We start from the raw sequence: 22,870 nt of genomic DNA on the forward strand, positions 1-22,870 counted from the left end.
GTCAGGTCAGGGACTGACGCGTCTCGGCAATTTTGCGCCTATGCGTGCGGAACACGAGGCGTTCCAGCGCATCGGCGTGGGCCTCGCCGAGCGGGAGGAAGGCGAGAAACGCGCGGCCGTCATCGAACGAGCGTTCGAGCGACGCCGGCAACTCCAGCAACAGGCTCGGACACACGTCCGGATGCAGGCGCACGCAGAGATCGTGACCGGCGGGCAGCAGGTCGGACGGCACCACGATACCCAGCGAATTGAAGCGAACGGCCCGCCGCGGCGGGAGGCTGCCGACCGGCTGCAGCGCGCGTCCGACCAGTTCGACCAACGCGTTCAGCTTGGCATCCAGGCGCGCCAGCTCCTGCATCACCGGGCCGTCGTCCTCGGGCTCCGGGCGTCGTTCCTCCAGCGCCGCGATGCTGGCCATCGCGGCCACGTTGCGCTCGGCCAGCCGCGCCAGCGAAGCGGCATCCGCATCCACGTCACGCGCCGTCACCGCCACGCGCAGTTCGTCGGCGACGCTGACGCGCTCGGAAAATTCGGGCCACAGGGCTTGGGACATGTCGATCTCCCGCGGAACCGCCGATGCATCAGGCGGCAATGAACGGCGCACTGCGCTCAGGACGAACCGGCAGCAGTGATGTAGGCGCTCACGGCACGGTGGCCGGTGCGGGCGTGCGCCCGCTTCTGCTCCACCGCCTCACGGGCGGCCGCCGCCAGACCCAACAATTCCTGCTGATCCTGGTAGAGCCGGCGCAACGCCATCAAGCCAGCGGCATTGACCGGGGCCTGCCGCAACAGCCGGTCGCATTCGGCCTGATGGGCCGTTGCCGCGGCCCAGTCGCCCTCGCGGGCGCTGGACAGCATCAGGGCGCTGAGTTCCAGCGCGCGCTGCAGATCCGGGTGAGCGACGGATTCCATCAGCCCTTCTGCGCCTCCGCCTGCGCCAGATAGGCGCCACGGATGCCCTGCCAGCCTTCGCGCACCGGAGCGAGCAGGCGCGAGGCTTCGTCCAGGGCGGACAGGTCATCGTGCAACTGGGCGTACAGCAACCGACGGATGACGTACTCGTACAGCGACTCCAGCCGCTGGCTGAAGGACGGATCCACCTTGTGGTCGAGGCTGTCGCGCAGTTCCCCGACGATTGCCACCGCCTTGGAGATGCAAGTGCCCTTGGCCGCCACGTTGCCGTGCTGGACGTGCCCGCGGGCCTGAGCGATCCGGTCCAGCGCGCCGTCGAGCAGCATGCCGACGAGCTGGTGCGGGTCGGCGCTTTCGACGCCGCCGGACACGCTGTTCTGCTGGTAGAGGGCGCTGGCGTGGCGCATCGGTCCGTAGGTCATGGGGTGCTCCGTGAAATCACTTACTTGGTCTTGGTGTAGGTCGCTTCCAGCGCGGCCAGCTGGCTGGTGAGGTAGCTGCTGGTGTTGTTCAGCTGCGACATCAGCGTGTCCAGCGCGTTGTACTGCTGCAGCAGCTGCTGCTGGTACACGCTCATGCGCTGGTCGAGCTGGGTCTGCTGGGTGCCGAGCTTGGTCAGGCTGTCGTTGAGGCTCTGCTGCCGCGTGGCGATCACGCCACTCGAACTGGTGAAGCCGTCCAGGGAAGAGTTGAGCTTGGTCGCATAGCCGTTGGTGCCGGAAAACAGGTCCTGCACCGCCGAAGGATTGCTGGACAGGGCCGCGCTCAGCTTGTCGCTGTCCAGCGCCAGCGTGCCGTCGGCCTGGCGCGTGATGCCCAGCACCGCCAGCGAGCCGATGCCGTTGCCGGCCACCTTGCTGCTGAGCACGCTGGAAATCTGCCGCTGCACCGAGTTCAGCGTGGTGTCGCCCAGCAGGATGCCGGCCTGACCGGTGGTGCTGTCGTAGCTGGAGAGCGTGCCGACCGTCTGCTGGTAGCTGTTGTACGCATCGACGAAGCCCTGGATGGCGTCGGTCGCCGCGCTGTTGTCGCGGGTGACGGTCAGCGTGGTGCTGCCGGGCGCCGTGAGGTTGAGGGTGACGCCGTCGATCGCACCGCTGACGCTGTTGCTGGCACTGGTGATGGCGATGCCGTCCAGGCTCAGGCTGGCGTCCTTGGCCTCGTTGGCACCGGCCGTATTGAGCTGGGTGGCCAGCGTGGACAGACCACTGCTGCTGCCCGAACCGGCAGTTACGGTAAAACCGTTGGCCACGCCGGTCTTGGCCGAGCTGAGCAGCAATTGCGCACCATTGGCGCCGTTGACCACGGTCGCCTCGACGCCGGGATTGCCGGACGCGCCGTTGATCTTCGCGGCAATGTCCGAAATCGTGTCGGTCGCCGATACCGCCACGTCCACGCTGTTGCTGCCCACCGCCAGGGTCAGCGTACCGTCGCCCACCGCGGTGGCGGAACCGTAGGCGCTGCTCGCACGCTTCTGCGCCGCCGCCAGGTTGTCGACCACCAGCGAGTAGGTGCCTGGCTGGGCACTGCTCAGGGTGGTGGCGCCGCCGACCGTGGTATCGGCAAGAGTGGCGCCGAAACTCTGGAACGTGCTGGTGAGGGTGAGCTTGGACAGCGCCGACTGCAGCGAAGTCAGCCCACCCTGCAGCGAAGCCAGGCCGGCCAGGGTCGCGTTGGTCTGGGTCTGGCGGTCGGTGATCTGCGCCTGCGGTCCCGCCTTCTTGGCATTGACCAGCGCGGTGACGATGCTGTTGACGTCCAGGCCCGAGCCGATGCCCGCCGACGACAGCACGGCGCTGCCGGTGCCACTGGTCGACGTCGTGCTGCCCGATGAGCTCGTCGACGTGGTGCTGGTGGACGTGAGGCCGCTGATGGTGGTCATGCCGGTACCCGTGGAAATTTTGACGGTTGGCGGACGAATTCACGTCCACCGGGGCCTTTCTGCAAGAACCTCGCCAGCCGTGCGGAACGTATCTCCGATGCGGCCGCAGGATCGCCTGCGGACGTGCCACCGCCCCTTGCATCGGGTATCGGCCGGGCCGCCGGATACTGAAGCGACCCGCGCGCCCCCGTCACGCCGGAGTCATACCCCCGGGAGGCTCTCGTTAACGCGTTGATCCACGCGCGCGAGGCCGGAAAGCGGAAACGAAAACGGCGACATCGAACCCGTCGATGCCGCCGTCGCTTTCGTACCCGGGCTGCAGGGGGCGAACCCCCTGCCGTCACCTGTTACTGCAGGAGCTTGAGCACCTGCTGCGGCTGCGAGTTGGCCTGGGCCAGCACCGAGATACCCGCCTGCTGCAGCACCTGGGCCTTGCTCAGGTTCGCCGTCTCGGCCGCGAAGTCCGCGTCCTGGATGGTCGACTGCGAGGCCTTCAGGTTGGTCGACTGCGCCGCCAGGGTGGAGATCGTCGACTGGAAGCGGTTCTGCACCGCACCCAGCTGGGCAGCGAAGTCGCTGACCGACTTCAGGGCCACGTCGACGCGGGAGATCAGGTCGTTGGCACCGTCCACCGTACCCACCGAGCCCTTGGCCAGCGAGCCACCGGTCGCCGCCGCCGTGCCGGCGGTGTAGGCCGCACCGGCATTCGCGTCGGTCGCGTTGGTGCCGACGATGTTGCCGCCGGTGTCGGCGATGGTCAGCGCGCTGTTGGAGTAGAAGTTCACGCCCTTGCCGTCGGCGCTCACCGCGGCGCTGACGCCGTCCACACCGGCCGCGTTGATCGCGTCGGACAGGTCCTGCAGGCTCTTCACGCCGCTCAGGTCGACCGAGGCACCGTTGATCGACAGACCCTCGGAAGACAGGTCGGTCGGGGTGGCGGCGGCGGACACCGCAGCGCTGACACCGGTCGAGGCGCTGCCGGTGCCGCTGGCGGCAACCGTGGCCAGGCCGAGCGTGTTGGTGCCACCGATGGTGACGGCATTGGAGCTGTCGGCGCTGTTGTTGATGACGATTTCGTTGCTGCCGTTGACCGTGAAGGTCGCACCCGAGCCGGTACCGCTGGCGGTGTAGGCCGCGTTCAAGGCGGTCGCCAGGCTGCTGGCGGTGGTGAAGTTGCCGGTCACGGCCGTGCCGTTGACGCTCAGGTCACCGGCCTTCAGGGTCAGGCCGGCGGTGCCGGTGAAGACCGAACTGATGTCGCCGGACTTGACCTCGGCCACCTGGCCCAGGTCGGAAGCCTTCACGCTCTGGCCCAGCGCCACGGAAACCGTCTGGCCCACGTTGGCGCCGATCTGGAAGCTCTGCGACTGCAGCGAGCCGTCCAGCACCTTCTTGCCGTTGAACGTGGTCTGGTTCGCGATGCGGGTGATTTCCTGCAGACGCTGCTGCACTTCGTTGTCGATCGTGGCGCGGTCGGCGTTGCTGTAGGTGCCGTTCGCCGACTGCGCGGCCAGGTCGCGGATCGCCTGCAGGTTGGCGGTCACCTGATCGAGCGCCGAACCGGTGGTCTGCGCCAGGTTGATCGCGTCCGAGGCGTTGGCGCTGGCCTGGGCCAGACCGCCGATCTGCGTGGTGTAGCGCTGCGAGATCGCGAAGCCGGCGGCGTTGTCCGCGGCGCTGTTGATCTTCAGGCCCGAGGACAGGCGCTGCGTGGCCTGGGCCAGCATGCTGCGCGACTTGTCCAGGTTGTTCTGGGCGTTCAGCGAGGAAACGTTGGTGTTGATCACGAATGACATGGGAACTCTCCTGTCGGAAACCGTTTAGTGCCGGATCGGATGGGCTTTGGGTTGTTTTCCCGGCGGGGTTCCGTATGGGATGCCATCCGCCTCAGGGACTGTTTCGTCACGGGTGAAAATTACTTGAGCACCTGCACTTGCTTTTTTTTCGCGACGTGTTTCGCACGACGCGGACCGCGACAGAAACCTTGGCCTGCATCGGCCGGAAGCCGCGCCACTTGAGGGTTTCCGGCCGACGCCGCAGAAACGGAAAACGCCGCGCAAAGGCGCGGCGTTTCCGATTCATGGCCGTGCGGAGAATCGGCGCTATTTGATGTAGTTGAACAGGCTCATGGATTTCACCTGCGCAAATACCTGCTGGGATGCCTGCAATGCAGCGGACTGGATCGACAGCTGACTGATCGCCGAATAGACATCCACATCGCGCGTATCGGACAGCGTGGACTTGTAGGTGACATTGAGGTCCTGGTAGGCGGCGCGCTGTGCAGTCAGCGCATTGGTACGACCGCCGATATCCACCTCGGCGCGGCTGACGCCGGCCTGTGCCTGGTCGAGCGACTCGAGCTGGCGGTTCAGCACGTTGACCATCTGCGTGCTGTCGCCACCAGACTCCAGCGCCGAGATCATGTTGTTGAACGTGGTGAACACGTCCTGCGATCCACCCGACTGGATGCCCACCGTGTCGCCCGCCTGGGGCGTGCCGGAGAGATTCACGGTCAGCCCGTTGAAGCTGATGCTGCCGCCGGGTGCATAGGTGCCGGTGAGCGGATTGCCGCCGGCGTCCACGGCCGGGTTGCCCGAAGCATCGGTGGCGGTCCAGTTGCCGGCGCCGTCGAAGGTGAGCGTGTAACTGCCGTTGGTGGCGATGCCCGCGGCATAGGCCGTCGGATCACTGACCTCGTTCGAGCCGACGACCAGGGTGCCGGTGTTGGCGGCGCCGGCCGAGGCGACGAACTGGCCGTTGCCGGGGGGAAGTCCCATGAACAGGCTGCTGCCCGACTCGCCGACCGGCACGGTCAGCCCGCTGCCGATCGATGCGTGCGGCTGGCTCTCGTTGCCGGTGTAGCTCACGCTGCCGTCGGCGTTCTTCACGAATGGCGCACTGGTGTTGCTGGTGCCGGCAAACAGCGCCTGGCCGGTGGCATCGGTGGTGTTGGCCATCTGCAGCAACTGGTCGCGCATCTGGCCCAGCTGGACGGCGATCGCCTGCCGGTCGCTGTCCGACAGCGAGCCGTTGAGCGCCTGCAGGGTGAGGTCGCGCGCACTGTTGTACAGGTCGTTGACCGAGTTGAGCGTGGACTGCGACGTATTAAGGCGCGTGTTGGCCGCATCGATGTTGGCGGTGTACTGGGTATTGGCCGCGATGATGTGGTTGAGGCTGACCATGCGTCCGGCACCGGCCGGGTCGTCGGAGGCCACGTTGATGCGCTTGCCGGAACTCACCTGGTTCTGCGCAGCCGCCAGCGCGCTCTGCTGGTTGAGCATGGTGCCGAGCGATTGCTGGAACATCCAGTTGGTCGAGAGGCGCATGGCGGTTACCCGTGAACGGCCGAGAGCAGGCTGTTGAAGATGGTCTGGGCGGTGGAAATGACCTGCGCGGAGGCCTGGTAGGCCTGCTGGTACTTCACCATGTTGGCGGCCTCCTCATCGAGGTTGACGCCGGAGACGGCCTGCTGCGACGACATCGCCTGGCTGTGCAGGCTGGTCTGGGTGGCGACGTTGCTGGCCGCCTGCGCACCGGCGTTGCCGATCTCGGTGGTCAGCAGCGTGTAGTTGCCGATCACCGAACGGCTGCCGCCGGCGAGGACCTTGCTGTCGGCCAGCGACGAGAGGGCAAGCGCGTTCGAGTTGTCGTTCAGGCCGTTGCTGTTGGCGCTCACCGCATAGCTGTCGCCGGCGGCCGGTGCGCCGGAGAGGGTCAGGCTCCAGCCATTGGCCGCGAGCGCCTGCCCCGGCGTGTAGGCACCGCTGCCGAGCACGGTGCCGCTGGCGGTATCGGTGATGGCATAGGTGCCGGCCGTCGGGAAGCTCACGGTCACGTTGCTGGAGAGCGCCGCATTGCTGGCATCGGTCACCTGCAGCGACGACACCGCCGAACTGCCGGTATTCCCGCTGGCCGGCTGCGCCTGCACCGCCGCGGCGGCAGCGATCCCGGACGGATCGGTCATGGCCACCGCCAGCCCGGTGGAAGCGTTGCGGGTCGGCTCGATGCGGAAACTGTCGCCCGCCTGCGCCGAGCCGGACACGCTCAGGGTGAGCCCGGCGCCGCTCAGCGTGCCGTCGGGATTGGTGGTGAGCGCCACCGGCTGGCCGGCCGTGGTGTTCATGCTCCAGTTGCTGCCGTCGTAGCGCAGCGTGTAGTCCGCGTTGTCCAGCGCGTTGACGTCGCTGACCTGCACGCCCACCGCGGCATTGCCGGTGTTGTTCTTCGAGGCCATCGCCTGCGGCGTCGGCAGCGAGAAGATCGGCGCACCGGGCTGGCCGTTGAGATCCAGACCCTTGCCCTGCTGCGCATTGACGCTGGTGGCCAGCGCGATGGCCGCCTGGCCGAGGCGGTTCTGCGCCGGCTCCAGCACGTTGGCCCGGTAATCCAGCATCGCCCCCAGCGAGCCGCCGGACAGGCGCGTGGTGATATCGGTGCCGCTGCTGTCGAACACATTGGTGCGGCTGGCGTCATAGGCGTCGTTGGCGACGCTGAGCTTGAATGCACTGCTGCCGCTGACCAGTGCCTGGCCGCTGCTGCTGTACACGCTCATGGTGCCGTCGGTCTGCGCCACGGCGGTCACCCCAAGGTAGCCGGACAGCGTGTTCACCAGCGCGTCGCGCTGGTCCAGCAACGCGTTGGGCGTGCTGCTGCCCAGAGTCTCGTGGATCTTCTTGTTGAGGCTGGCGATGTTGTCGAGCGTGGTATTGACGCTGGCGACGGTGCTGCCGATCTGCCCGTTGATCTGCTGTTGCTGGCTTGCGAACTGCGTACCCAGCGTGTTGAACACGGAAACCAGCGCGGACGCGTTGCCCAGCGCCGCCTGCCGCGCCGAACTGTCGTTGGGCGTGTTGGCGACCGTATCGAAGCCGCCGTAGAAGCTGTCCAGCGCGCCCTGCAGGTCGCCGCTGGCATTGAGCATGCTGTTCAGCGTGCCGGCCAGGTCGTTGTAGGTGTTGGCACGCTGCAGGTTGCCGTTGCTGGTCCACACCGCCTGGGTCAGGTAGCTGGAATAGGCGCGCTCGACCGCGGTCACATCGACGCCACCGCCGACGGTGTAGCGCGCGGCCTGCGGCACGACGCGCTCGGTCTGCAGCACGACCTCGCGGCTGTAGCCGTCGGTGCCCGCGTTGGCGATGTTGTTGCCTACGGTGTTCAGCGCGACCTGCGCCGCGTTGAGGCCGGAGACACCGGTGCTGAAGAGATTGGCCATGGGCTAGATCCAGGCGTTCATTCGGAGGACATCGGCGCCAGGGCGCCGTTCTTGAGCGCGTCCAGCGCCTGGCGCATCGCCGGGCTGTTGGCGATCGCCGCGATCTTGCGGGCGTAATCCGGGTCGGTCGCGTAGCCGCCCTGGACCAGGCCGTGGGCAAACCCGGCCACGTCGTCGCCCTTGCCCAGCGCCTGCGCGTAACGCGGGTTGTCGCCGAGCAGCCGCGCATAGTCGTTGAACGACTGCGCGGGCGATTCGTAGGCGCGGAACGCCGCGCGCCGGCGCACCGGCACCCCGCCCTCCACTTCCAGTGTCGGCACGCTGACGCTGCTGCCGTCCCAGCTGGAGCCGGCCTTCATGCCGAACAGGTTGTTGCTGGACGTGCCGTCGACATGGCGCGGCATGTGCTGGCCCCACTTCGTTTCCAGTGCGGCCTGGGCCAGCACCGCACGTACCGACACGCCGAGCTTCTGCGCGGCCTTCTTCGCGAAAGGGGCCATCGTGGTCACGAAACTCACCGGGTCACCCGGCACGAGCCGGGAGGCGGCCCTGGCCGCGCCGCCCAGTGCGCCGGCGACCGAGCTCATGGTGTCGGCCTCCGGATCGTCCCAGCCGGACGTGCCGGAACGCGACGCCGCGGGATCGGCGGCGCCAGTGGAAGCCCCCGGCGCGGCGGCGACCGAACCCAGCCGGGATTGCCAGTCGTTGCCGGCGGCACCGCTTGCGGCCTGCGCATCCTTGCCGCCGAGCTGGCGCACCAGCATCTCGGCGATGCCCAGGCCATGCCCCTGCGAGGACAGGGTGACCGCCAGCTGCTGGTCGGCTAGTCCCTGCCAGGAGGTGCTCGCCTGGCTGTCGAAGTTGGGATCGCCGAAGTTGGCGTCGCGCATCGACTTCAGCACCATCTGGGTGAAGATCGATTCGAACTGCTTGGCGACGATCGGCAGCGCGGCCTTGGCGTCGCTCTGCGCGGTGTTGCGCAGCGCATTGAACCCGGACAGATCGGTCCAGGTACTGACTCCCTGCGCAACGCTGTCGACGCCGCCGGCCATGTCAGATCACCACGAGGTCCGCATGCAGCGCACCGGCCTGCTTGAGCGCCTGCAGGATCGAGATCAGGTCGCTCGGCGCCGCACCCACCTGGTTCACCGCACGCACGATGGTGTCCAGGCTCACGCCGGGGCCGAACTTGAACATGTGTCCGCCGTTTTCGCTGACCTGCACGTCGCTGGAAGGCACCACCGCGGTCTGGCCCTTGCTGAAGGCGTTCGGCTGGCTGACCAGCGGCTGCTCGCTGATGGTCACCTGGATCGAGCCGTGCGCCACCGCCGCGGCGGTGACCCGCACGTCCGAGCCGATCACCACGGTGCCGGTGCGCGAGTTCACCACCACCCGCGCCGGCGGATCGCCGGGGGTGACGTCGATGTTCTGGATGTCGCCCAGCCAGGAGACCTTCTGCGACGGATCCTGCGGGCTGCGCACGGCGATCGAGCCACCGTCCAGCGCATTGGCGGTGCCGGCGCCGTAGGCGGCGTTGATCGCCTGCACCACGCGCGAGGCGGTGGTGAAGTCCGGCGTGTTGAGGTTGAGCACCAGGTCGCCGCCGCTGGCGAACGACGAGGGCACCGCACGCTCCACCGTGGCGCCGTTGGGGATGCGGCCGGAATCGGAGATGTTCACCTGCACGCTGGAGCCGCTCTTGCCCTGCGCGCTGATGCCGCCGATCACCACGCTGCCCTGGGCGATCGCATAGGTGTTGCCGTCGGCGCCCTTCAGCGGCGCCATCAGCAGCTGGCCGCCGCGCAGCGTCTTGGCGTTGCCGATCGAGGCGACGGTGACGTCGATGGTCTGGCCCGGCTTGGCGAACGGCGGCAGGTCGGCGGTAACGATGACCGCGGCCGCGTTCTTCAGCTGCGGGCGTGCATTGGCCGGCACCACGATGCCGAACTGCTGCAGCATGTTCTCCAGGCTCTGGGTGGTGAACGGCGCCTGCGTGGTCTGGTCGCCCGAGCCGTCCAGGCCGACCACCAGGCCGTAGCCGATCAGCTGGTTGGTGCGCACGCCGGCCACCGAGGTCAGGTCGCGGATCTTGTCGGCATGCGCCGGCCCGGCCAGTCCCAGCCCCAGGCCGAACACCGCCAGCAAAGCCGCGCCGGCCTGGCGCCAGCGCAGCAGGGCCCGCCGCAGCTCGCTGCGGCGACGGGCGTCGGTCGCCCGTGCGCCGAGCAGTTCGTCCGGCAGCGGATGCTCCTGCACGCGCACCTCGTGCGGCGCATGCACGGACGCCGGTACGGCGGTGTTGCGCAGGTGCCTGGTCAACTGGCGCGTTTTCATCAGAACGGCATCCACTTGGAGTTGAAGAAGCGCGTCAGCCAGCCCTGGGTATTGGCGTCGGCCAGCGAGCCGCGACCGGTGTAGGCGATGCGCGCATCGGCGACGCGGCTGGAGGACACGCTGTTGTCCGGGTTGATGTCCTGCGGGCGGACGATGCCGGAGATCCGGATCAGCTCCTTGCCCTGGTTGATCGTCAGCCACTTCTCGCCGCGCACCACCAGGTTGCCGTTGGACAGGCGCTGGGCCACGGTGACGGTGATCTGGCCGCTGAGCTGGTTGCTCTGGCTGGACGAGCCGTCGCCGGCAAAACTGCGGTCGCCGTTGAGCGAGATGCTCGCCGGGTTGCCGTTGAAGGTCGCCGTCTTGCCCAGCAGCACGGGGGCCTCGAAGCTGTTCTTGTCGGTCTTGCTGGTGCTGGTGGAAGCCTTCTTGCTGGCCTGCGTGCTCTCCTGCAGCATCACGGTGAGGATGTCGCCGACGCGATGGGCGCGCGGATCGACGAACAGCTCCATGTTCTGGTTGTCGTGGTAGATCGAACCGTCGGCGACCGGCGCCGCGGCCGGCTCGACCGGCGCGGTGGCAGCCCACTGGGCGTCGTCGTGCGATGGCGCCATCGTGGCGCAGCCGGGCAGCACCAGCAGCCCCAGCAGCACGGCGAGACGGAGATATCGGGTGGTCGCGTTCATCGCCGTCCTCACATCTTGTCGGTCAGGTCCTGCAGCATCTGGTCGGTGCTGCTGATGGCCTTGGAGTTCATTTCGTAGGTGCGCTGGGTCTCGATCATGTTGACCATCTCCTCCACCACGTTGACGTTGGAGGACTCCAGCGCACCCTGCATCAGCGTGCCCATGCCGTTGAGGCCGGGCTGGCCGGTCTGCGGCGCGCCGCTGGAGGCGGTTTCCATGTAGAGGTTGTTGCCCTTCGGCTGCAGGCCGGCGGGATTGACGAAGTCGGCCAGCTGCAGCGTGCCCACCTGCACCGCCGCGCCCGAACCGTTGGTGGTCGCGGACACGGTGCCGTCGGCGCCGATGGTGATGCTCTGCACGTTGGACGGCAGCGTGATGCCCGGATTCAGCGGATAACCGTCGGCGGTCACCAGCTGGCCGTTGGCATCGGTGTGCAGCGAGCCGTCGCGGGTGTAGGCGATGCTGCCGTCGGGCATCGACACCTGCAGGAAGCCGCGGCCCTGGATCGCCACGTCGAGCGAGTTGCCGGTCTGGCTGGTCTCGCCCTGGGTGAACAGTTTCTCGGTGCCGACCACGCGCACGCCGGTACCCAGCATCAGGCCGGTCGGCGACAGGGTCTGCTCGGTGGTCTGCGCGCCGGGCTGGGCACGGTTCTGGTACATCAGATCCTGGAACGACGCCCGCGAGCTCTTGAAGCCGGTGGTGTTGGCGTTGGCCAGGTTGTTCGAGATGACATCCATGCGCGTCTGCTGCGCATCGAGGCCGGTCTTGGCAATCCAGAGGGACGAGAGCATGTTCGGGGACTCCTGGGAGGTGACGGCGATCCGTCACGCATTCGGTCGTTAGTTCGACTGAAGCAATTTGGATGCCGACGACGCGTTGTCTTCGGCCGCCTTGATCGACTTGATCTGCATGTCGTACTGGCGCGAGAGCGCGATCATCTTCACCAGTTCCGTCGAGGCGTTGACGTTGCTGTTCTCCAGCGCTCCGGCAGTCACCTCCACGGTCGGATCGGCCGGCGCAGTGCCGCCGCCGGCCAGGTGCATCAGGCCGTCGCCGCCCTGCACCAGCTGGGTCGGATCGGGATTGACCAGGCGGATGCGATCGAGCGCGGCAATGCTGTTCGGACCACCGCCCAGCGGCACGCTGGAAATCGTGCCGTCCTCACCGATGCGCAGCTCGGCACTCGGCGGCAGGCTGATCGGACCGCCACCGCCGAGCACCGGGTTGCCGGCCGCATCCGTCAAAAGACCGTCGGGGGTCAGCTGCAGGTCGCCGGCGCGGGTGTAGCCCTCCGAACCATCCGGCGCCTGCACCGCGATCCAGCCACTCCCCTTCACCGCCACGTCCAGCGGACGGCCGGTGGTGGTGATCGACCCCGGCGTGGTGTCCACGCCGATGCCGCGGGCCACCGCATTGATGCGCGTGGCTTCGCCCGGACCCTGCACCGGCAGGCTCTGGAAGGCGGTCAGCTCGGCGCGGAAACCGGTGGTGGAGGCGTTGGCCAGGTTGTGGCTGACCGCCTCCTGGGCGCGCATGATCTGCGTCGCCCCGGTCATCGCTACATAGAGGGAGTGGTCCATGGCGGCTTATCAGCGGCTGACGGCACTGAACAGCGTGTTGGCCAGCGTGCTGTCGGTGCTGAGCACCTGCGCATTGGCCTGGTAGTTGCGCTGCGCCTTGATCATGTTCACCAGCTGGGCGGTGGTATCGGCGGTATTGGACGTCTCCAGCGCACCGGACTGCAGGCTGCCGAAGGTGCCCGTGCCGGCAGTGCCCATCTGCGGCACGCCCGAGTCGCCGCTGGCGGCCCAGTTGGTGCTGCCGAGCTGGCGCAGGCCCTGCACGTTGGAGAAGTTGGCGATCGCGATCTGGCCGAGCTGGGTGCTCTGGTTGTTCGAGTAATACGCGGTGACCACGCCCTTGGAGTCGATGTCGATGTTCGACAGCGTGCCTGCCTCGAAGCCGTTCTGCTCGATCGAGCCGGCCGCGAAGTCGGTGCCGAACTGCGTGCTGTTGGTGATGTTCAGCGAGAGCGTCAGCGGGTTGGAGCCGTTGCCCAGGTTGACCGCACCGAACGCCAGGGTGCCGTTGGTCGGCGTGGCGAGGTTGCCGCTGGTGTCGAAGGTCATCGGCTGGGTACCGGCGTTGTTGCCGTCTACGTACAGGTGCGCGTCCCAGGCATTGGTACCGGTCTTGACGTAGTAGATCGTGGCCTGGTGCGAACCGCCCTGAGAGTCGTACACGGTCACCGGCGTGGCGGCGTTGAACGAGGTGGCGTCGCTGGTGCTGAACGCGTTGGTCGGCACGGTGGCGCTGGCCGGCAGGTTCGAGTTGAGCGTGATCAGCGAGGTCGCGGTGGCATTGCTCTGCGAGGACACCAGCTTGAGGTCGGTCAGCGTGCTGGAGTCAAAACCGCCGATGCCGTTGGGCGGGTACACCTGCAGCTTGGCGCCGGCGGAGGTCTCGACATAGTCGTCGGCGCTCTTCTGGAACGCGCCGGCGCGGGTGTAGACCGGGCCGCTGCCGTCGTTGACCACGAAGAAGCCGTTGCCGCTGATCGCCATGTCCAGCGAGTTGTTGGTGGTCTCGATGTCGCCCTGGCCGAACTGCTGCGCCACGTCCTGCGTGCGCACGCCGCTGCCGGTGGCGGTGGAGTTGAGGTTGAGTCCGGTCACCGCGTACACGTCGGCGAATTCGGCGCGCGAGCCCTTGAAGCCGGTGGTGTTGGCGTTGGCGATGTTGTTGGCGATGACGTTGAGGTCGGTCTGCGCGGCGTTGATGCCGGTGAGCGCGGTGTTCAGAGCCATGGGGTGTTCCTCGATGAGATGGGAGATGCCACGCGTGCGTCAGAGAATCTGGGCCACCTGGCTGAGCGCGACGCCGCCGACGCCAGCCACCTGCAGGTACGTGCCGACCGTGCTGCCGCCGTAGCCCACGGCGGTCACCTTTCCGGCGACATAGGTGTCGAACGACGTGTCGCCGTTGGCGGCCGCGATCGAGTAGTTGCCCGAAGGCAGTTGGTTGCCGGCGTTGTCCTTGCCGTCCCAGCTGAACTGGGTGAGTCCGGAACTGGTCGCGTCCACGGCCATCGTGCGCACCACGTTGCCGCTGGCGTCGAGGACATTGACGGCCATCGTGCCGGGGGCCGTGACGTTGGCCGCGCCGGTGACGCTGCCGCCGGCGTACTGCAGCGTGGCGGTCGGCACCATCACTTCGCGGTTGACCAGGTTCGACGAGCCGAGCACCTGCGAGGTCTGCAGCGCGCCGTTCACCGTGGAGTTGAGCGTCTGCACCGAGCTGACCATGTCCTGGGTGGACTGCAGCTGGCTGAACTGCGCCATCTGTGAGACGAACTGGGTGTTGTCCACCGGATGGGTGGGATCCTGCGACTGCAGCTGGGCGGTCATCAGCTTGAGGAAGTCGGCCTGGCTCATGCTGCCGGCCTTGGCCGCGCTGCCGACTTGGCTGGCGGCACTGGCCGCGTTGTTGGCCGAGCCGAGGGTGTTGGCGGTGTTGATGGTCATGCGTGTGCTCCGAGAGGGCTTACTTGCCCAGATCCAGGGTCTTCACCATCAACTGCTTGGTGGTGTTCATCACTTCGACGTTGTTCTGGTAGGAACGCGAGGCGGAAATCATGTTGACCAGCTCGTCCACCGGGTTGACGTTGCTGCCGTAGACGTAGCCGCTGGCGTCGGCCATCGGGTTGCCGGGCTCGTAGCGGCTGGGAATCGCCGCCTGGCTCTCGGTGATGCCGTCGACCTTCACGCCGGTGGCGCCGGCATCGGCGGCAACCCCGAACTGGCCGTCCACCTGCTGCTTGACCGCGGCGAACAAGGGCTCGCGGGCGCGGTAGGCGCCCTGCGCGGTGCTGGACACGCTGTCGGCGTTGGCCAGGTTGCTGGCCACGGTGTTGAGCCGCAGCGTCTGCGCGGCCATGCCGGAACCTGCGGTATCGAAGATCTTGAACATCGACATGGCGATTACCCCGTGATGGCGGTGCGCAGCATGCGGATCTGCGCGGTGATGAAGGCCAGGCTGGCCTGGTAGTGCACGCCGTTGGCGGCGAAGTTGGCCTGCTCGGTCTGTTCGTCGACGGTGTTGCCGTCCATGCTCGGCTGGGTCGGGTTGCGCCACAGCAGCTTGTCCGCCTGCTGCGCCACCGGGTCGATCTGGCCGGTCGAGGGCGTGCTCAGCGGCAACTGCCCGCCGGACTGCCCGCTGGCTTGCTCGAGCGCGGCACGGAAGTCGATGTCGCGCGCCTTGTAGCCGGGCGTGTCGGCATTGGCCAGGTTGCTGGCCAGCACCTCGCTACGGCGCTGCCACAGACCCAGTGCCTGGGTGTGGATGCCGAACAGGTTGTCCAGGGGTGCGCTCATGACTTGCCTCCGCGCGGCGTGGGGCCGCACGGGGCTGGAGGCAATTCGCGTGCCACGGGAGGAAAACCGCGTCAGTACGCGGGTTTGCGGCGGCCGCGGGCGGCCGCTCGGGGGGCGGAAGTCGGTTTTCCGTCGCCGTACCGGTCAGCCGGCGACGACCCGCCGACCCCGGATCAGCCCGGCAACAGGTCCAGTACCGCCTGGGCGAGCTGGTCGGGCTGGAACTTGGCGATGAAGCGGTCGGCATGCACCTCCCGCACCATCGCCTCATTGAATATGCCGCTGATCGAGCTGTGCAGCACCACCTTGAGCTGGCGCAGCGCCGGCTCCTCGCGGATTGCCCGGGTCAGCGCGTAGCCGTCCATCTGCGGCATCTCGATATCCGACACCACCAGGCTGATGCGTTCGGACGGATCGGCATCGGCGAGCTCGTGCAGCTTGGCCAGCGCACGCAAGCCGTCCTCGGCCAGCACGCACTCGATGTTCATCTGCTTGAACACCCCCTCAACCTGGCGCCGCGCCACGATCGAATCGTCCACCACCAGCACCCGGCGGGCACCCATCGCATGGCCATCCACCGCGCGCAGCATGTGCGGCGACAGCTCGCCCGGCACGCCGTGGATGCTGGCCAGCACGTGCTCGACGTCGACCACCGCCACCAGTGCCCCGTCGACCCGGGTGATCGCGTTGACCTTGGTGCCGAAGCCCAGTGCCGGCTCGGGTGTGGTCAGCGTCTCGCCGGCGCAGTGCACCATGTGCAGCAGGTCGGCCACCAGGAAGCCCTGCACGCTGCGGCTGAACTCGGTCACCAGCAGGTGCGCCGAGGGCTCGTCCTTCAGCGGCGCGTAGCCGAGCGCGGCGGCCATGTCGATCACGGGAATGGTCTGGCCGCGGTAGTCGCAGGTGCCGGCGATCAGCGGGTGGGCGCCGGGCATGCGCTCCAGCGGCGGGCGGCGCAGCACCTCGCGCACCTTGAATACATTGATGCCGAACAACTGTGGCTCGCCGAGGCGGAACAGCAGCATCGCCACCCGGTTGTGGCCCGCCAGGCGGGTGTGACGTTCGACGCTCTCAAGCAGCGCACCACTCATGCGGCGTTTCCTCAGGGTCCGTGGGCACCGCGCGCGCGGTGGACGCAACCCTATCGGCCTCGGCCGCCGGGGCTTGAGCGGCGGGCGGTCGTGGCGATGGCATGTGCCTTGCTTGTTCAAGTTCCGTCGCCAGCGGCCGATCCGGCGCTTGCCCTTAGTTAAAGGAACTGCCCGTCCATGAGCTTCATCCGCAGCCAGCACCTGGCCGCCTTCGTCCAAGCCGCCACCCGGGCGGACGAGGCACAACTCGCCCGGCTCGGCGCCCGGCATCCGGCCTTGGCCGAGGTGCTGGCGCCCCTGCTGAAGCTGACCGCCCCTCGCCCGCCGGCCGGCGTCGCGCTGCAGACCATCGAGCAGCAGAGCCTGCTGCTCGGCGCCTCCCAGCAACTGGCACGGGAGCAGGCGGCGATGGAGGATTCCGCCCGCGAGTGCCGCGACAGCGTCGGCCGTTTGACGGATGGCAGTGCCGGGATCTCGACGGCCCTGCAGCAAGTCGCCGCCAGCCTCGACAGCGCCGACCAGGCCGGTCACGCCAGCGCCGGCAACATCAGCGAGCTGGACGGGCAGCTGCGCCTGCTGCGCAGCGCCATGGCGGCAATGAACCGCAACCAGAACAAGCTGGCCGAGCAGGTGGAACAGATCCGCAAGCTGACCGGCGCGGTGCAGGAGATCGCCCACCAGACCAATCTGGTCGCGCTCAACGCGGCCATCGAAGCGGCGCGCGCCGGCGAGGCCGGTCGCGGCTTCGCGGTGGTCGCCGACGAGGTCAAGCAGCTGGCCGAGAAGACCGCCCAGACCACCACCGAGATCGAGGCGGTGACCGGTTCGATCGGTGAGTTCTCGCTGCAGCTCGACGGCGACGTCCGCCAGGGCATGCAGCGGCTGGAACGGGCCCAGCAGGGCGTGGGCCAGGCCGACAATTCGCTGCAACGCGGCACCGAGTCGCTGCAGCTGGCGCGCGACCGGGTTGCCGGCCTGCGCCAGAACCACGATGCGCAGCATGTGCGGGCCACCAGCGCCCAGGCCACCCTCGGCGCACTGCAGCGACGCAGCACCGAAGCGCGTCGCCAGTCCGAAGTGCTCGCCCGCTCCGCCCTGCTCTCGCAGCGGCTGGGCCTGGAATGGCTGGAAGGCAGCAGCGGCAAGGACCTGGCGGCACTCAGCCTGACCGTACGCGAGTCGGTCCAGGGGATGCGCCAGGCGATGGAGCTGGCGCTGGCCGAACCGGCCGCACTGGACCGCCGCTGGTTCGATACCCACGCGCTGCAACGCGCACTGGGGCGCCTGCTCTCCCTGCAGGGAGAGAAGCCGGTCGCCGCGAGCATGCTCGATACCTGCCAGCGGCTGGGCGAGCGCGGCACCGCATTCGTCGACCTGCTGTGCGAGGGTCGCAAGTCCGAGGCCGGCGAACTGACCGCCCCGCTCGAGGCCGAGCGCGAGGCGCTGGTCAACCAGCTGGCCCAACTGCTCGCGGACGAGGCATGAGCCAACGCATCCGGCTACTGCTGAGTGCCCTGCTGGCCCTGGTCGCCCTGCCCGCCGTGGCCGGCGGCGATCCGGTCAGCGCGTTCGCGCAGCAGTGGCTGGTGCAGCAGTACTCCGCTCCCGGCAGCCGGGTGACAGCGCAGGCCGCCCCGGTCGATCCGCGACTGGCCCTGGCCGACTGCCGCGGCATGATGGTCGCCAGCCTGCCGCCCAACCTGCCGCCACGGCCGCGGATGAGCGTGGAGGTGCGCTGCACCGCCGGCGCCGGCTGGTCGGTGCGGATCCCGGTGAGCCTGCAGATCTTCCGCAACGTGCTGATCACCAACCATCCGTTGCAGCGCGGCGACGGCGTGCAGCCGGGCGACGTGCGCACCGAGTCGCGCGACATCACCCGGCTCGGCTACGGCTATTTCGACCGGCTCGACCAGATCGCCGGCCGCAGTCTGGCCCGCCCGCTGCCCCCGGGCAGCGTGCTGACACCCTCGGCACTCGGCGGGCGCGACATGGTGCGGGCAGGCGACCACGTCGCCGTGGTCGCCGACCTGGGGGGAATCGAGGTCCGAGCCGGCGGTGTCGCGCTGGGCAGCGGCGACAATGGCGCCCGGTTGCGGGTTCGCAACGAGAGCTCCGGGCGCGTGATCGACGCCATGGTTCGCGGCCCCGGCGAAGTATTGGCGCTACCTTAGGGCAAGAAAATATTTTGACTGGCCAGGCCTAAAGTTCTTGCGCAACCGGCCGATTCCGGGGACACAGGGGCTCATACGAGCAGAGAAAACACCCATGAATACGACGATTTCCAACAACGGATTGCCCAAGCTCCCGCAGGCGAACGTCAGCCAGGGCAGCGGTGCCCAGGCCGGCAGCAGCGCTCCGGCGGGTCCGGCCGATGCCTCCGCCAGCACCGCAGGCGGCGCGGACAAGGTCAACCTGACCGACTCGGCCCGCGCGCTGGCCGAAGCCGCCCGCTCCAGCGACGCCTCGCCGATCGACACGGCCAAGGTGGAGCGCATCCGCCAGTCGCTGGCCTCCGGCACCTACCAGGTGAACCCCGAGCGCATCGCCGACGGCATGCTCTCGATGGAGCACCAGATGGCCGGCACCAAGCCGGCGGCCGGCGGCGCATGAGCGCCCACCTGCAAGTCGGCCTGGACGGCGCGCTGAGCACCGTGCTGGACGACATGCAGAAGACGCTGGCCGAACTGGCCGGCGTGCTGGACGACGAACGCACCGCCCTGCTCGCCGCCGATGTGGTGGCGCTGGACGCGGCCGGCAGCCGCAAGCAGGCGCTGATGCAGGCGCTTGAACAGCTCGATGCCGAACGGCTGCAGCTCAACCTGGCCGAACCACGCACTGCCCTGGCGCTCGAGTCGCGCTGGCAGTCGCTGCTGCCGGCGCTGGCGGACTGTCGCGACATGAACCAGAGAAACGGCCAACTGGTCGGGCAGCGCCTCGGCAGCATCCGCCGCGCACTGTCGATCCTGACCGGGCAGGACCTGGACGGCGGTGTATACGGGCGGACGGGCGGCGTGCAGCTGCGCTCGCGCTCGCAGCCGCTTGCCGAAGCCTGAACCCACGAATTCCGCGGGGCTCCCCCGGCCCCGCAAGCACGCGCGAAGTCCCTCCCCATGAAAGAAGCTGTCGCCACCGTCTCCGCTCCCGCCGCCCCGGGCGGCCTCAACAACGAGCAGCCGCTGCCGGTAGTGCGACTGCCGATGCTCGACGCCAAGCGCCAGCTGTTCGCCTACGAGATCCTGTTCCACCGCGAGGGCATCGAGGAGTCCGCGCTGATGCAGCGCGTGCTGTCGACCATCCTCGACGGCGCGCTCACCCGGCTGGTACGGGGCAACCGCACCTTCCTGCGCCTGTCGCGCGACCTGCTGCTGGAGCAGACCGACGTGCTGCTGCACCAGCCGCGCTTCGGCGTGCTGCTGGAGCCGTCGGCGGCCCAGGACGCCGCCCTGATGGAGCGCCTGCAGCAGATGGCACAGCGTGGCTGCCTGCTGATGCTCGACATCACCGATGCGGAAATGGCCGGTTCGGCTGCGCTGGAGGCACTGCTGCAGATCGTGCAGTTCGTGCGCCTGGATGCCGGCAAGATGAGTCCGGAGATCCTGCGCGAGACCAGCCAGAAACTGCACGACCGCGGCATCTGGGTCGTCGCCGGCCAGGTCGACGACCACACCACTTACCAGCGCTGCCTGGAGCTGCCGCTGCAGGCGATCCAGGGACGTTACCTGCTGATCCCGGAGACCGTCGAGGTGCCGGTGCTCACCGCCAACCGGCTGAGCATGCTGCGTCTGATGCGCGAACTGCAGGAGTCCAACCCCGGCCCGGTCGAGCTGGGCGACATCATTCGTGACGACGCGATCCTCAGCTACAAGCTGCTGAGCTGCGTGAACTCGGCCTACTTCGCGCTGCCGCGGCAGCTGAAGTCGGTGCAGCAGGCGGCGATCTTCTTCGGCGTCACCCGCATGCGCAACTGGATCTACACCATGTCGCTCAGCGGGCTGGACGACCGTCCGCCGGAGCTGCTGCGCGCGGCACTGATCCGTGCCCACATGTGCGAGAAGCTGGCCGCCGGCGCGGGCATGCCGCGCGACAAGCAGGAAATGGCCTTCACCACCGGCCTGTTCTCGCTGCTGGACACGTTGATGTGCGCACCGATGGAGTTCGTGCTCAGCCACCTGCCGCTGGTGCCGGAGATCGCCGACGCCCTGGTCGGCGGCCGTGGCCCGTTCGGCCCGCTGCTGGAGCAGATCTTCGCCTGGGAAGCCGGCGAGCTCACCGGCCAGAACGCCCAGCCACAGCGCATCCAGCGCATGGCCGCGATCTACCTGGAAGCCACCCAGTTCGCCGACCAGGTGTTCTCGCACGCCGAGGGGCGGCCGAACTGAGTGGCCCCTGCATCGCGGCCCGACCGGGCCGCGACATGCAGCCGCCGGGGCTTTCCGCTCAGCCCTCGTCGTGACTGCGGCGCCGCCATAACGGCCACGCGGACAGCAGCAGACCGAGCAGTGCGATCTCGAACCAGTGCATGCCGGTGCGGCCGCCGCCGCCCAGCCACATCACGCCGCCCACCGCACCAAGCACGAGCGCACCCAGCCCCACCGGAAGCAGCAGGTCGCTGGGGTGCTGACGGCGTTCCCACAGCAGCATCAGCACGCCCAGCGCCGCCAGCAGCCCCGCCACCACGCGGCGAAGCATGGCGCCATCGGGCGGCACCGGCAGATCCGGAAAGATATCCACCAGCGAACGGTCGCCGACCTGCACCTCGTAGCCCTTGCCGTCGGGCGCGTCCTCGGCCGGCATCAGGGTGTCGCCCTTGAGGCGCGCCACCACCGTCACGGCCTGCAGCGGAACCATGGTCCAGCTCACCCTGAGGTCGCCCAGCCGCGGCGTGGAAGGATGCGCGCTGGTCGTCAGGTAGCCGTCGTGGAGGGAGAAGCTCGCGGCGAGATTCGGCGGCAAAGCCTTCGGGTCGGGCGACATCTGGACGCTGCCAGGCAGTGCATGCAGGAGTGCCGACGACAGCTTGAATCCCCCCACGTCGACCTGGCCGGAATCGAACTGGCGCCCGGCGATCGGGAAGCGCCGGGGATTGACATGCCCCACCGGCTGCGTGAAGTGGCTCGAATCCACCGGCCGGTCGACCCAGTCCAGTTCGTAGTGGGCCTCGCCAGCCACCACTACCTCGCGCCACTGGAACATCTCCACGTGACGGACCAGCACGGGTGTGGACGCGCTCTGGTTGAAATCGTCGTCGCGCGGCGGAGCCACCACGTCGATCGGGCCAGCGACACGGACCATGTACCCGTACAGGCCGGGACGCGGCCCGCCCTGGTGCGCCATGTCGATCACCTCGCCGCCATGACGCTGCTCGGCCTGGCGGTAGGCGAGCAATGCGTTCTCGGTGGATGCGAGCATGCCCAGCGCACCGAGCAGCAGCACCGCGCCGAGCACCTTGAGCAGGGCGCTGCCGGAGACCTGGCGCCGTGGCGGGTGCATCTTCGCCATCAGGCCGCCACCCCGGCCAGGGGACCGGCGATCGCGCCACGTTCGTTGCGGGTGCCGAAGCGACCGCGCTCGTCGCGCACCACCTCGGCCAGGGCACAGCCGTGATCATGGGTGAAGAACAACTGCACGCCACGGGCCAGCTTGTCCTCCAGGAACTCCCGCTTCTCGTCGACCAGCTTTTCCGGCCAGCGGTCGTAGCCCATGGTGATCGGCAGGTGCACCCAGTGGCGACCGGGAATCAGATCGGCGCAGAACACCAGCCCCCCCACCTCGGCCATCATCAGCCCCGGGGTATGCCCGTCCGAGAAATGGAAAGACACGGACTCGCCCAGCGTCTTCGAATGCACGCCCTCGACCAGCTCCAGCCGCCCGCTGGACTCGAGCAGCGAGGTCAGTTCCGGAATGAACGAGGCACGGTCGCGCGGATGAGGGTGGGTGGAGCGGCGCCAGTGGTCCGCCCCCACCAGGAAACGCGCCTTCGGAAACAGCAGCCGGGGCGGCTCGCCCTGTGCCCACGGCGCCAGCAGGCCGCCGGCATGGTCGAAGTGCAGGTGCGACAGCACCACCACGTCGATGTCCTCATCCGAAAGACCCAGCGTGGCGAGCGAGTCGAGCAGCACATGACGCTCTTCGACCACGCCATAGCGCTCGCGCAGCGACGGCTCGAAGAATGCGCCGATACCGGTTTCGAACAACACATTGCGGCCGTCCAGCCCCTTCACCAGCAGGCAGCGGCAGGCCAGCGGAATGCGGTTCTCGGCGTCCGGCTCGATCCAGCGCGACCACAGCGCGCGGGGCGCATTGCCGAACATGGCTCCGCCGTCGAGTCGCTGCGAATTGCCGGTGAGGGAAAAGAATTCCATGGGTCGGCCCTG

The 22,870-nt window shown here is 68.3% G+C and carries 24 protein-coding genes; 5 read left to right on the plus strand and 19 right to left on the minus strand.

Annotated elements, in window-relative coordinates; genetic code table 11:
- Position 1: 1 nt before the first annotated feature.
- The 17 genes from C693_RS21425 to C693_RS0109315 all read right to left on the minus strand — a co-directional run bounded on the left by C693_RS21425 (position 2) and on the right by C693_RS0109315 (position 16,496).
- Positions 2-553 (minus strand): PilZ domain-containing protein, encoded by a 552-nt coding sequence (locus C693_RS21425; RefSeq protein WP_017461981.1) that lies wholly within the window; start codon positions 551-553, stop codon positions 2-4.
- A gap of 56 nt (positions 554-609) precedes the next feature.
- Positions 610-912 (minus strand): hypothetical protein, encoded by a 303-nt coding sequence (locus C693_RS0109240; RefSeq protein WP_017461982.1) that lies wholly within the window; start codon positions 910-912, stop codon positions 610-612.
- Positions 912-1,334 carry a flagellar export chaperone FliS gene (fliS, locus tag C693_RS0109245; RefSeq protein WP_017461983.1) on the minus strand — a complete coding sequence of 141 codons (423 nt, stop codon included), beginning with the start codon at positions 1,332-1,334 and terminating at the stop codon, positions 912-914. The genes C693_RS0109240 and fliS overlap by 1 nt, the downstream gene beginning before the upstream one ends.
- A 20-nt stretch (positions 1,335-1,354) precedes the next feature.
- Positions 1,355-2,794 carry a flagellar filament capping protein FliD gene (gene fliD, locus C693_RS0109250; RefSeq protein ID WP_017461984.1) on the minus strand — a complete coding sequence of 480 codons (1,440 nt, stop codon included), beginning with the start codon at positions 2,792-2,794 and terminating at the stop codon, positions 1,355-1,357.
- A 347-nt stretch (positions 2,795-3,141) separates the two neighbouring features.
- Entirely contained in the window at positions 3,142-4,590 is a 1,449-nt protein-coding gene (locus C693_RS0109255) for a flagellin (RefSeq protein WP_017461985.1), read from the minus strand.
- 306 nt (positions 4,591-4,896) lie between these two features.
- Positions 4,897-6,120 carry a flagellar hook-associated protein FlgL gene (gene flgL, locus C693_RS0109260; RefSeq protein ID WP_017461986.1) on the minus strand — a complete coding sequence of 408 codons (1,224 nt, stop codon included), beginning with the start codon at positions 6,118-6,120 and terminating at the stop codon, positions 4,897-4,899.
- Between the two features lie 5 nt (positions 6,121-6,125).
- Positions 6,126-8,006, minus strand: coding sequence for a flagellar hook-associated protein FlgK (gene flgK, locus C693_RS0109265; RefSeq protein ID WP_017461987.1), 1,881 nt, complete (start codon positions 8,004-8,006; stop codon positions 6,126-6,128).
- A gap of 17 nt (positions 8,007-8,023) precedes the next feature.
- Entirely contained in the window at positions 8,024-9,058 is a 1,035-nt protein-coding gene (gene flgJ, locus C693_RS0109270; protein ID WP_017461988.1) for a flagellar assembly peptidoglycan hydrolase FlgJ, read from the minus strand.
- Position 9,059: 1 nt separating this feature from the next.
- Positions 9,060-10,340, minus strand: coding sequence for a flagellar basal body P-ring protein FlgI (locus C693_RS0109275; RefSeq protein WP_017461989.1), 1,281 nt, complete (start codon positions 10,338-10,340; stop codon positions 9,060-9,062).
- Complete coding sequence (gene flgH / locus C693_RS0109280; protein WP_017461990.1) at positions 10,340-11,026, minus strand: flagellar basal body L-ring protein FlgH; 687 nt, start codon at positions 11,024-11,026, stop codon at positions 10,340-10,342. Before flgH ends, C693_RS0109275 begins: the two co-directional genes overlap by 1 nt.
- Positions 11,027-11,034: 8 nt before the next feature.
- Positions 11,035-11,820 carry a flagellar basal-body rod protein FlgG gene (gene flgG, locus C693_RS0109285; RefSeq protein WP_017461991.1) on the minus strand — a complete coding sequence of 262 codons (786 nt, stop codon included), beginning with the start codon at positions 11,818-11,820 and terminating at the stop codon, positions 11,035-11,037.
- A 48-nt stretch (positions 11,821-11,868) separates the two neighbouring features.
- A complete protein-coding gene (flgF, locus tag C693_RS0109290; RefSeq protein ID WP_026107304.1) occupies positions 11,869-12,609 on the minus strand; it encodes a flagellar basal-body rod protein FlgF in 741 nt (246 codons plus the stop codon).
- Between the two features lie 9 nt (positions 12,610-12,618).
- Positions 12,619-13,836 (minus strand): flagellar hook protein FlgE, encoded by a 1,218-nt coding sequence (flgE, locus tag C693_RS0109295; RefSeq protein ID WP_017461993.1) that lies wholly within the window; start codon positions 13,834-13,836, stop codon positions 12,619-12,621.
- 39 nt (positions 13,837-13,875) lie between these two features.
- On the minus strand, positions 13,876-14,553 hold the full coding sequence (locus C693_RS0109300; RefSeq protein WP_017461994.1) for a flagellar hook assembly protein FlgD: 678 nt from the start codon (positions 14,551-14,553) through the stop codon (positions 13,876-13,878).
- A 19-nt stretch (positions 14,554-14,572) separates the two neighbouring features.
- Positions 14,573-15,004: a flagellar basal body rod protein FlgC gene (gene flgC / locus C693_RS0109305; RefSeq protein WP_017461995.1), complete on the minus strand. Its 432-nt coding sequence runs from the start codon at positions 15,002-15,004 to the stop codon at positions 14,573-14,575.
- A 5-nt stretch (positions 15,005-15,009) separates the two neighbouring features.
- Positions 15,010-15,405, minus strand: a complete 396-nt coding sequence (gene flgB, locus C693_RS0109310) for a flagellar basal body rod protein FlgB (protein ID WP_017461996.1) — start codon at positions 15,403-15,405, stop codon at positions 15,010-15,012.
- Between the two features lie 173 nt (positions 15,406-15,578).
- Positions 15,579-16,496 carry a chemotaxis protein gene (locus C693_RS0109315; RefSeq protein ID WP_017461997.1) on the minus strand — a complete coding sequence of 306 codons (918 nt, stop codon included), beginning with the start codon at positions 16,494-16,496 and terminating at the stop codon, positions 15,579-15,581.
- Positions 16,497-17,093: 597 nt separating this feature from the next.
- Between C693_RS0109315 and C693_RS0109320 the strand changes: the two genes are divergently transcribed.
- From C693_RS0109320 to C693_RS0109340, 5 genes are all read left to right on the plus strand, one after another.
- A complete protein-coding gene (locus tag C693_RS0109320) occupies positions 17,094-17,981 on the plus strand; it encodes a methyl-accepting chemotaxis protein (RefSeq protein WP_430536804.1) in 888 nt (295 codons plus the stop codon).
- A complete protein-coding gene (gene flgA / locus C693_RS0109325; RefSeq protein WP_017461999.1) occupies positions 17,978-18,667 on the plus strand; it encodes a flagellar basal body P-ring formation chaperone FlgA in 690 nt (229 codons plus the stop codon). The genes C693_RS0109320 and flgA overlap by 4 nt, the downstream gene beginning before the upstream one ends.
- Before the next feature lie 94 nt (positions 18,668-18,761).
- The gene (gene flgM / locus C693_RS0109330) at positions 18,762-19,106 is read left to right on the plus strand and encodes a flagellar biosynthesis anti-sigma factor FlgM (protein WP_017462000.1); all 345 of its coding nucleotides are present in this window, start codon (positions 18,762-18,764) and stop codon (positions 19,104-19,106) included.
- The gene (locus C693_RS0109335) at positions 19,103-19,549 is read left to right on the plus strand and encodes a flagella synthesis protein FlgN (RefSeq protein ID WP_017462001.1); all 447 of its coding nucleotides are present in this window, start codon (positions 19,103-19,105) and stop codon (positions 19,547-19,549) included. Before flgM ends, C693_RS0109335 begins: the two co-directional genes overlap by 4 nt.
- Before the next feature lie 57 nt (positions 19,550-19,606).
- Positions 19,607-20,875 (plus strand): EAL and HDOD domain-containing protein, encoded by a 1,269-nt coding sequence (locus C693_RS0109340; RefSeq protein ID WP_017462002.1) that lies wholly within the window; start codon positions 19,607-19,609, stop codon positions 20,873-20,875.
- Between the two features lie 58 nt (positions 20,876-20,933).
- On the opposite strand, the gene C693_RS0109345 is transcribed toward C693_RS0109340, so the two are convergent.
- Positions 20,934-21,995, minus strand: a complete 1,062-nt coding sequence (locus C693_RS0109345) for a TMEM43 family protein (RefSeq protein WP_017462003.1) — start codon at positions 21,993-21,995, stop codon at positions 20,934-20,936.
- The gene (locus C693_RS0109350; RefSeq protein WP_017462004.1) at positions 21,995-22,858 is read right to left on the minus strand and encodes an MBL fold metallo-hydrolase; all 864 of its coding nucleotides are present in this window, start codon (positions 22,856-22,858) and stop codon (positions 21,995-21,997) included. The genes C693_RS0109345 and C693_RS0109350 overlap by 1 nt, the downstream gene beginning before the upstream one ends.
- Positions 22,859-22,870 lie beyond the last annotated feature (12 nt).

Origin of the sequence: Dyella ginsengisoli LA-4, assembly GCF_000334915.1 — a bacterium.
In the GTDB taxonomy this organism is placed as follows: Bacteria; Pseudomonadota; Gammaproteobacteria; order Xanthomonadales; family Rhodanobacteraceae; genus Dyella_A; species Dyella_A ginsengisoli_A.

Bases quoted from the DNA above. Each gene is read 5' to 3' on its own strand.
- C693_RS21425 (WP_017461981.1), bottom strand. From the start codon at position 553: ATGTCCCAAGCCCTGTGGCCCGAATTTTCCGAGCGCGTCAGCGTCGCC.
- C693_RS0109240 (WP_017461982.1), bottom strand. From the start codon at position 912: ATGGAATCCGTCGCTCACCCGGATCTGCAGCGCGCGCTGGAACTCAGC.
- fliS (WP_017461983.1), bottom strand. From the start codon at position 1,334: ATGACCTACGGACCGATGCGCCACGCCAGCGCCCTCTACCAGCAGAAC.
- fliD (WP_017461984.1), bottom strand. From the start codon at position 2,794: ATGACCACCATCAGCGGCCTCACGTCCACCAGCACCACGTCGACGAGC.
- C693_RS0109255 (WP_017461985.1), bottom strand. From the start codon at position 4,590: ATGTCATTCGTGATCAACACCAACGTTTCCTCGCTGAACGCCCAGAAC.
- flgL (WP_017461986.1), bottom strand. From the start codon at position 6,120: ATGCGCCTCTCGACCAACTGGATGTTCCAGCAATCGCTCGGCACCATG.
- flgK (WP_017461987.1), bottom strand. From the start codon at position 8,006: ATGGCCAATCTCTTCAGCACCGGTGTCTCCGGCCTCAACGCGGCGCAG.
- flgJ (WP_017461988.1), bottom strand. From the start codon at position 9,058: ATGGCCGGCGGCGTCGACAGCGTTGCGCAGGGAGTCAGTACCTGGACC.
- C693_RS0109275 (WP_017461989.1), bottom strand. From the start codon at position 10,340: ATGAAAACGCGCCAGTTGACCAGGCACCTGCGCAACACCGCCGTACCG.
- flgH (WP_017461990.1), bottom strand. From the start codon at position 11,026: ATGAACGCGACCACCCGATATCTCCGTCTCGCCGTGCTGCTGGGGCTG.
- flgG (WP_017461991.1), bottom strand. From the start codon at position 11,820: ATGCTCTCGTCCCTCTGGATTGCCAAGACCGGCCTCGATGCGCAGCAG.
- flgF (WP_026107304.1), bottom strand. From the start codon at position 12,609: ATGGACCACTCCCTCTATGTAGCGATGACCGGGGCGACGCAGATCATG.
- flgE (WP_017461993.1), bottom strand. From the start codon at position 13,836: ATGGCTCTGAACACCGCGCTCACCGGCATCAACGCCGCGCAGACCGAC.
- C693_RS0109300 (WP_017461994.1), bottom strand. From the start codon at position 14,553: ATGACCATCAACACCGCCAACACCCTCGGCTCGGCCAACAACGCGGCC.
- flgC (WP_017461995.1), bottom strand. From the start codon at position 15,004: ATGTCGATGTTCAAGATCTTCGATACCGCAGGTTCCGGCATGGCCGCG.
- flgB (WP_017461996.1), bottom strand. From the start codon at position 15,405: ATGAGCGCACCCCTGGACAACCTGTTCGGCATCCACACCCAGGCACTG.
- C693_RS0109315 (WP_017461997.1), bottom strand. From the start codon at position 16,496: ATGAGTGGTGCGCTGCTTGAGAGCGTCGAACGTCACACCCGCCTGGCG.
- C693_RS0109320 (WP_430536804.1), top strand. From the start codon at position 17,094: ATGAACCGCAACCAGAACAAGCTGGCCGAGCAGGTGGAACAGATCCGC.
- flgA (WP_017461999.1), top strand. From the start codon at position 17,978: ATGAGCCAACGCATCCGGCTACTGCTGAGTGCCCTGCTGGCCCTGGTC.
- flgM (WP_017462000.1), top strand. From the start codon at position 18,762: ATGAATACGACGATTTCCAACAACGGATTGCCCAAGCTCCCGCAGGCG.
- C693_RS0109335 (WP_017462001.1), top strand. From the start codon at position 19,103: ATGAGCGCCCACCTGCAAGTCGGCCTGGACGGCGCGCTGAGCACCGTG.
- C693_RS0109340 (WP_017462002.1), top strand. From the start codon at position 19,607: ATGAAAGAAGCTGTCGCCACCGTCTCCGCTCCCGCCGCCCCGGGCGGC.
- C693_RS0109345 (WP_017462003.1), bottom strand. From the start codon at position 21,995: ATGGCGAAGATGCACCCGCCACGGCGCCAGGTCTCCGGCAGCGCCCTG.
- C693_RS0109350 (WP_017462004.1), bottom strand. From the start codon at position 22,858: ATGGAATTCTTTTCCCTCACCGGCAATTCGCAGCGACTCGACGGCGGA.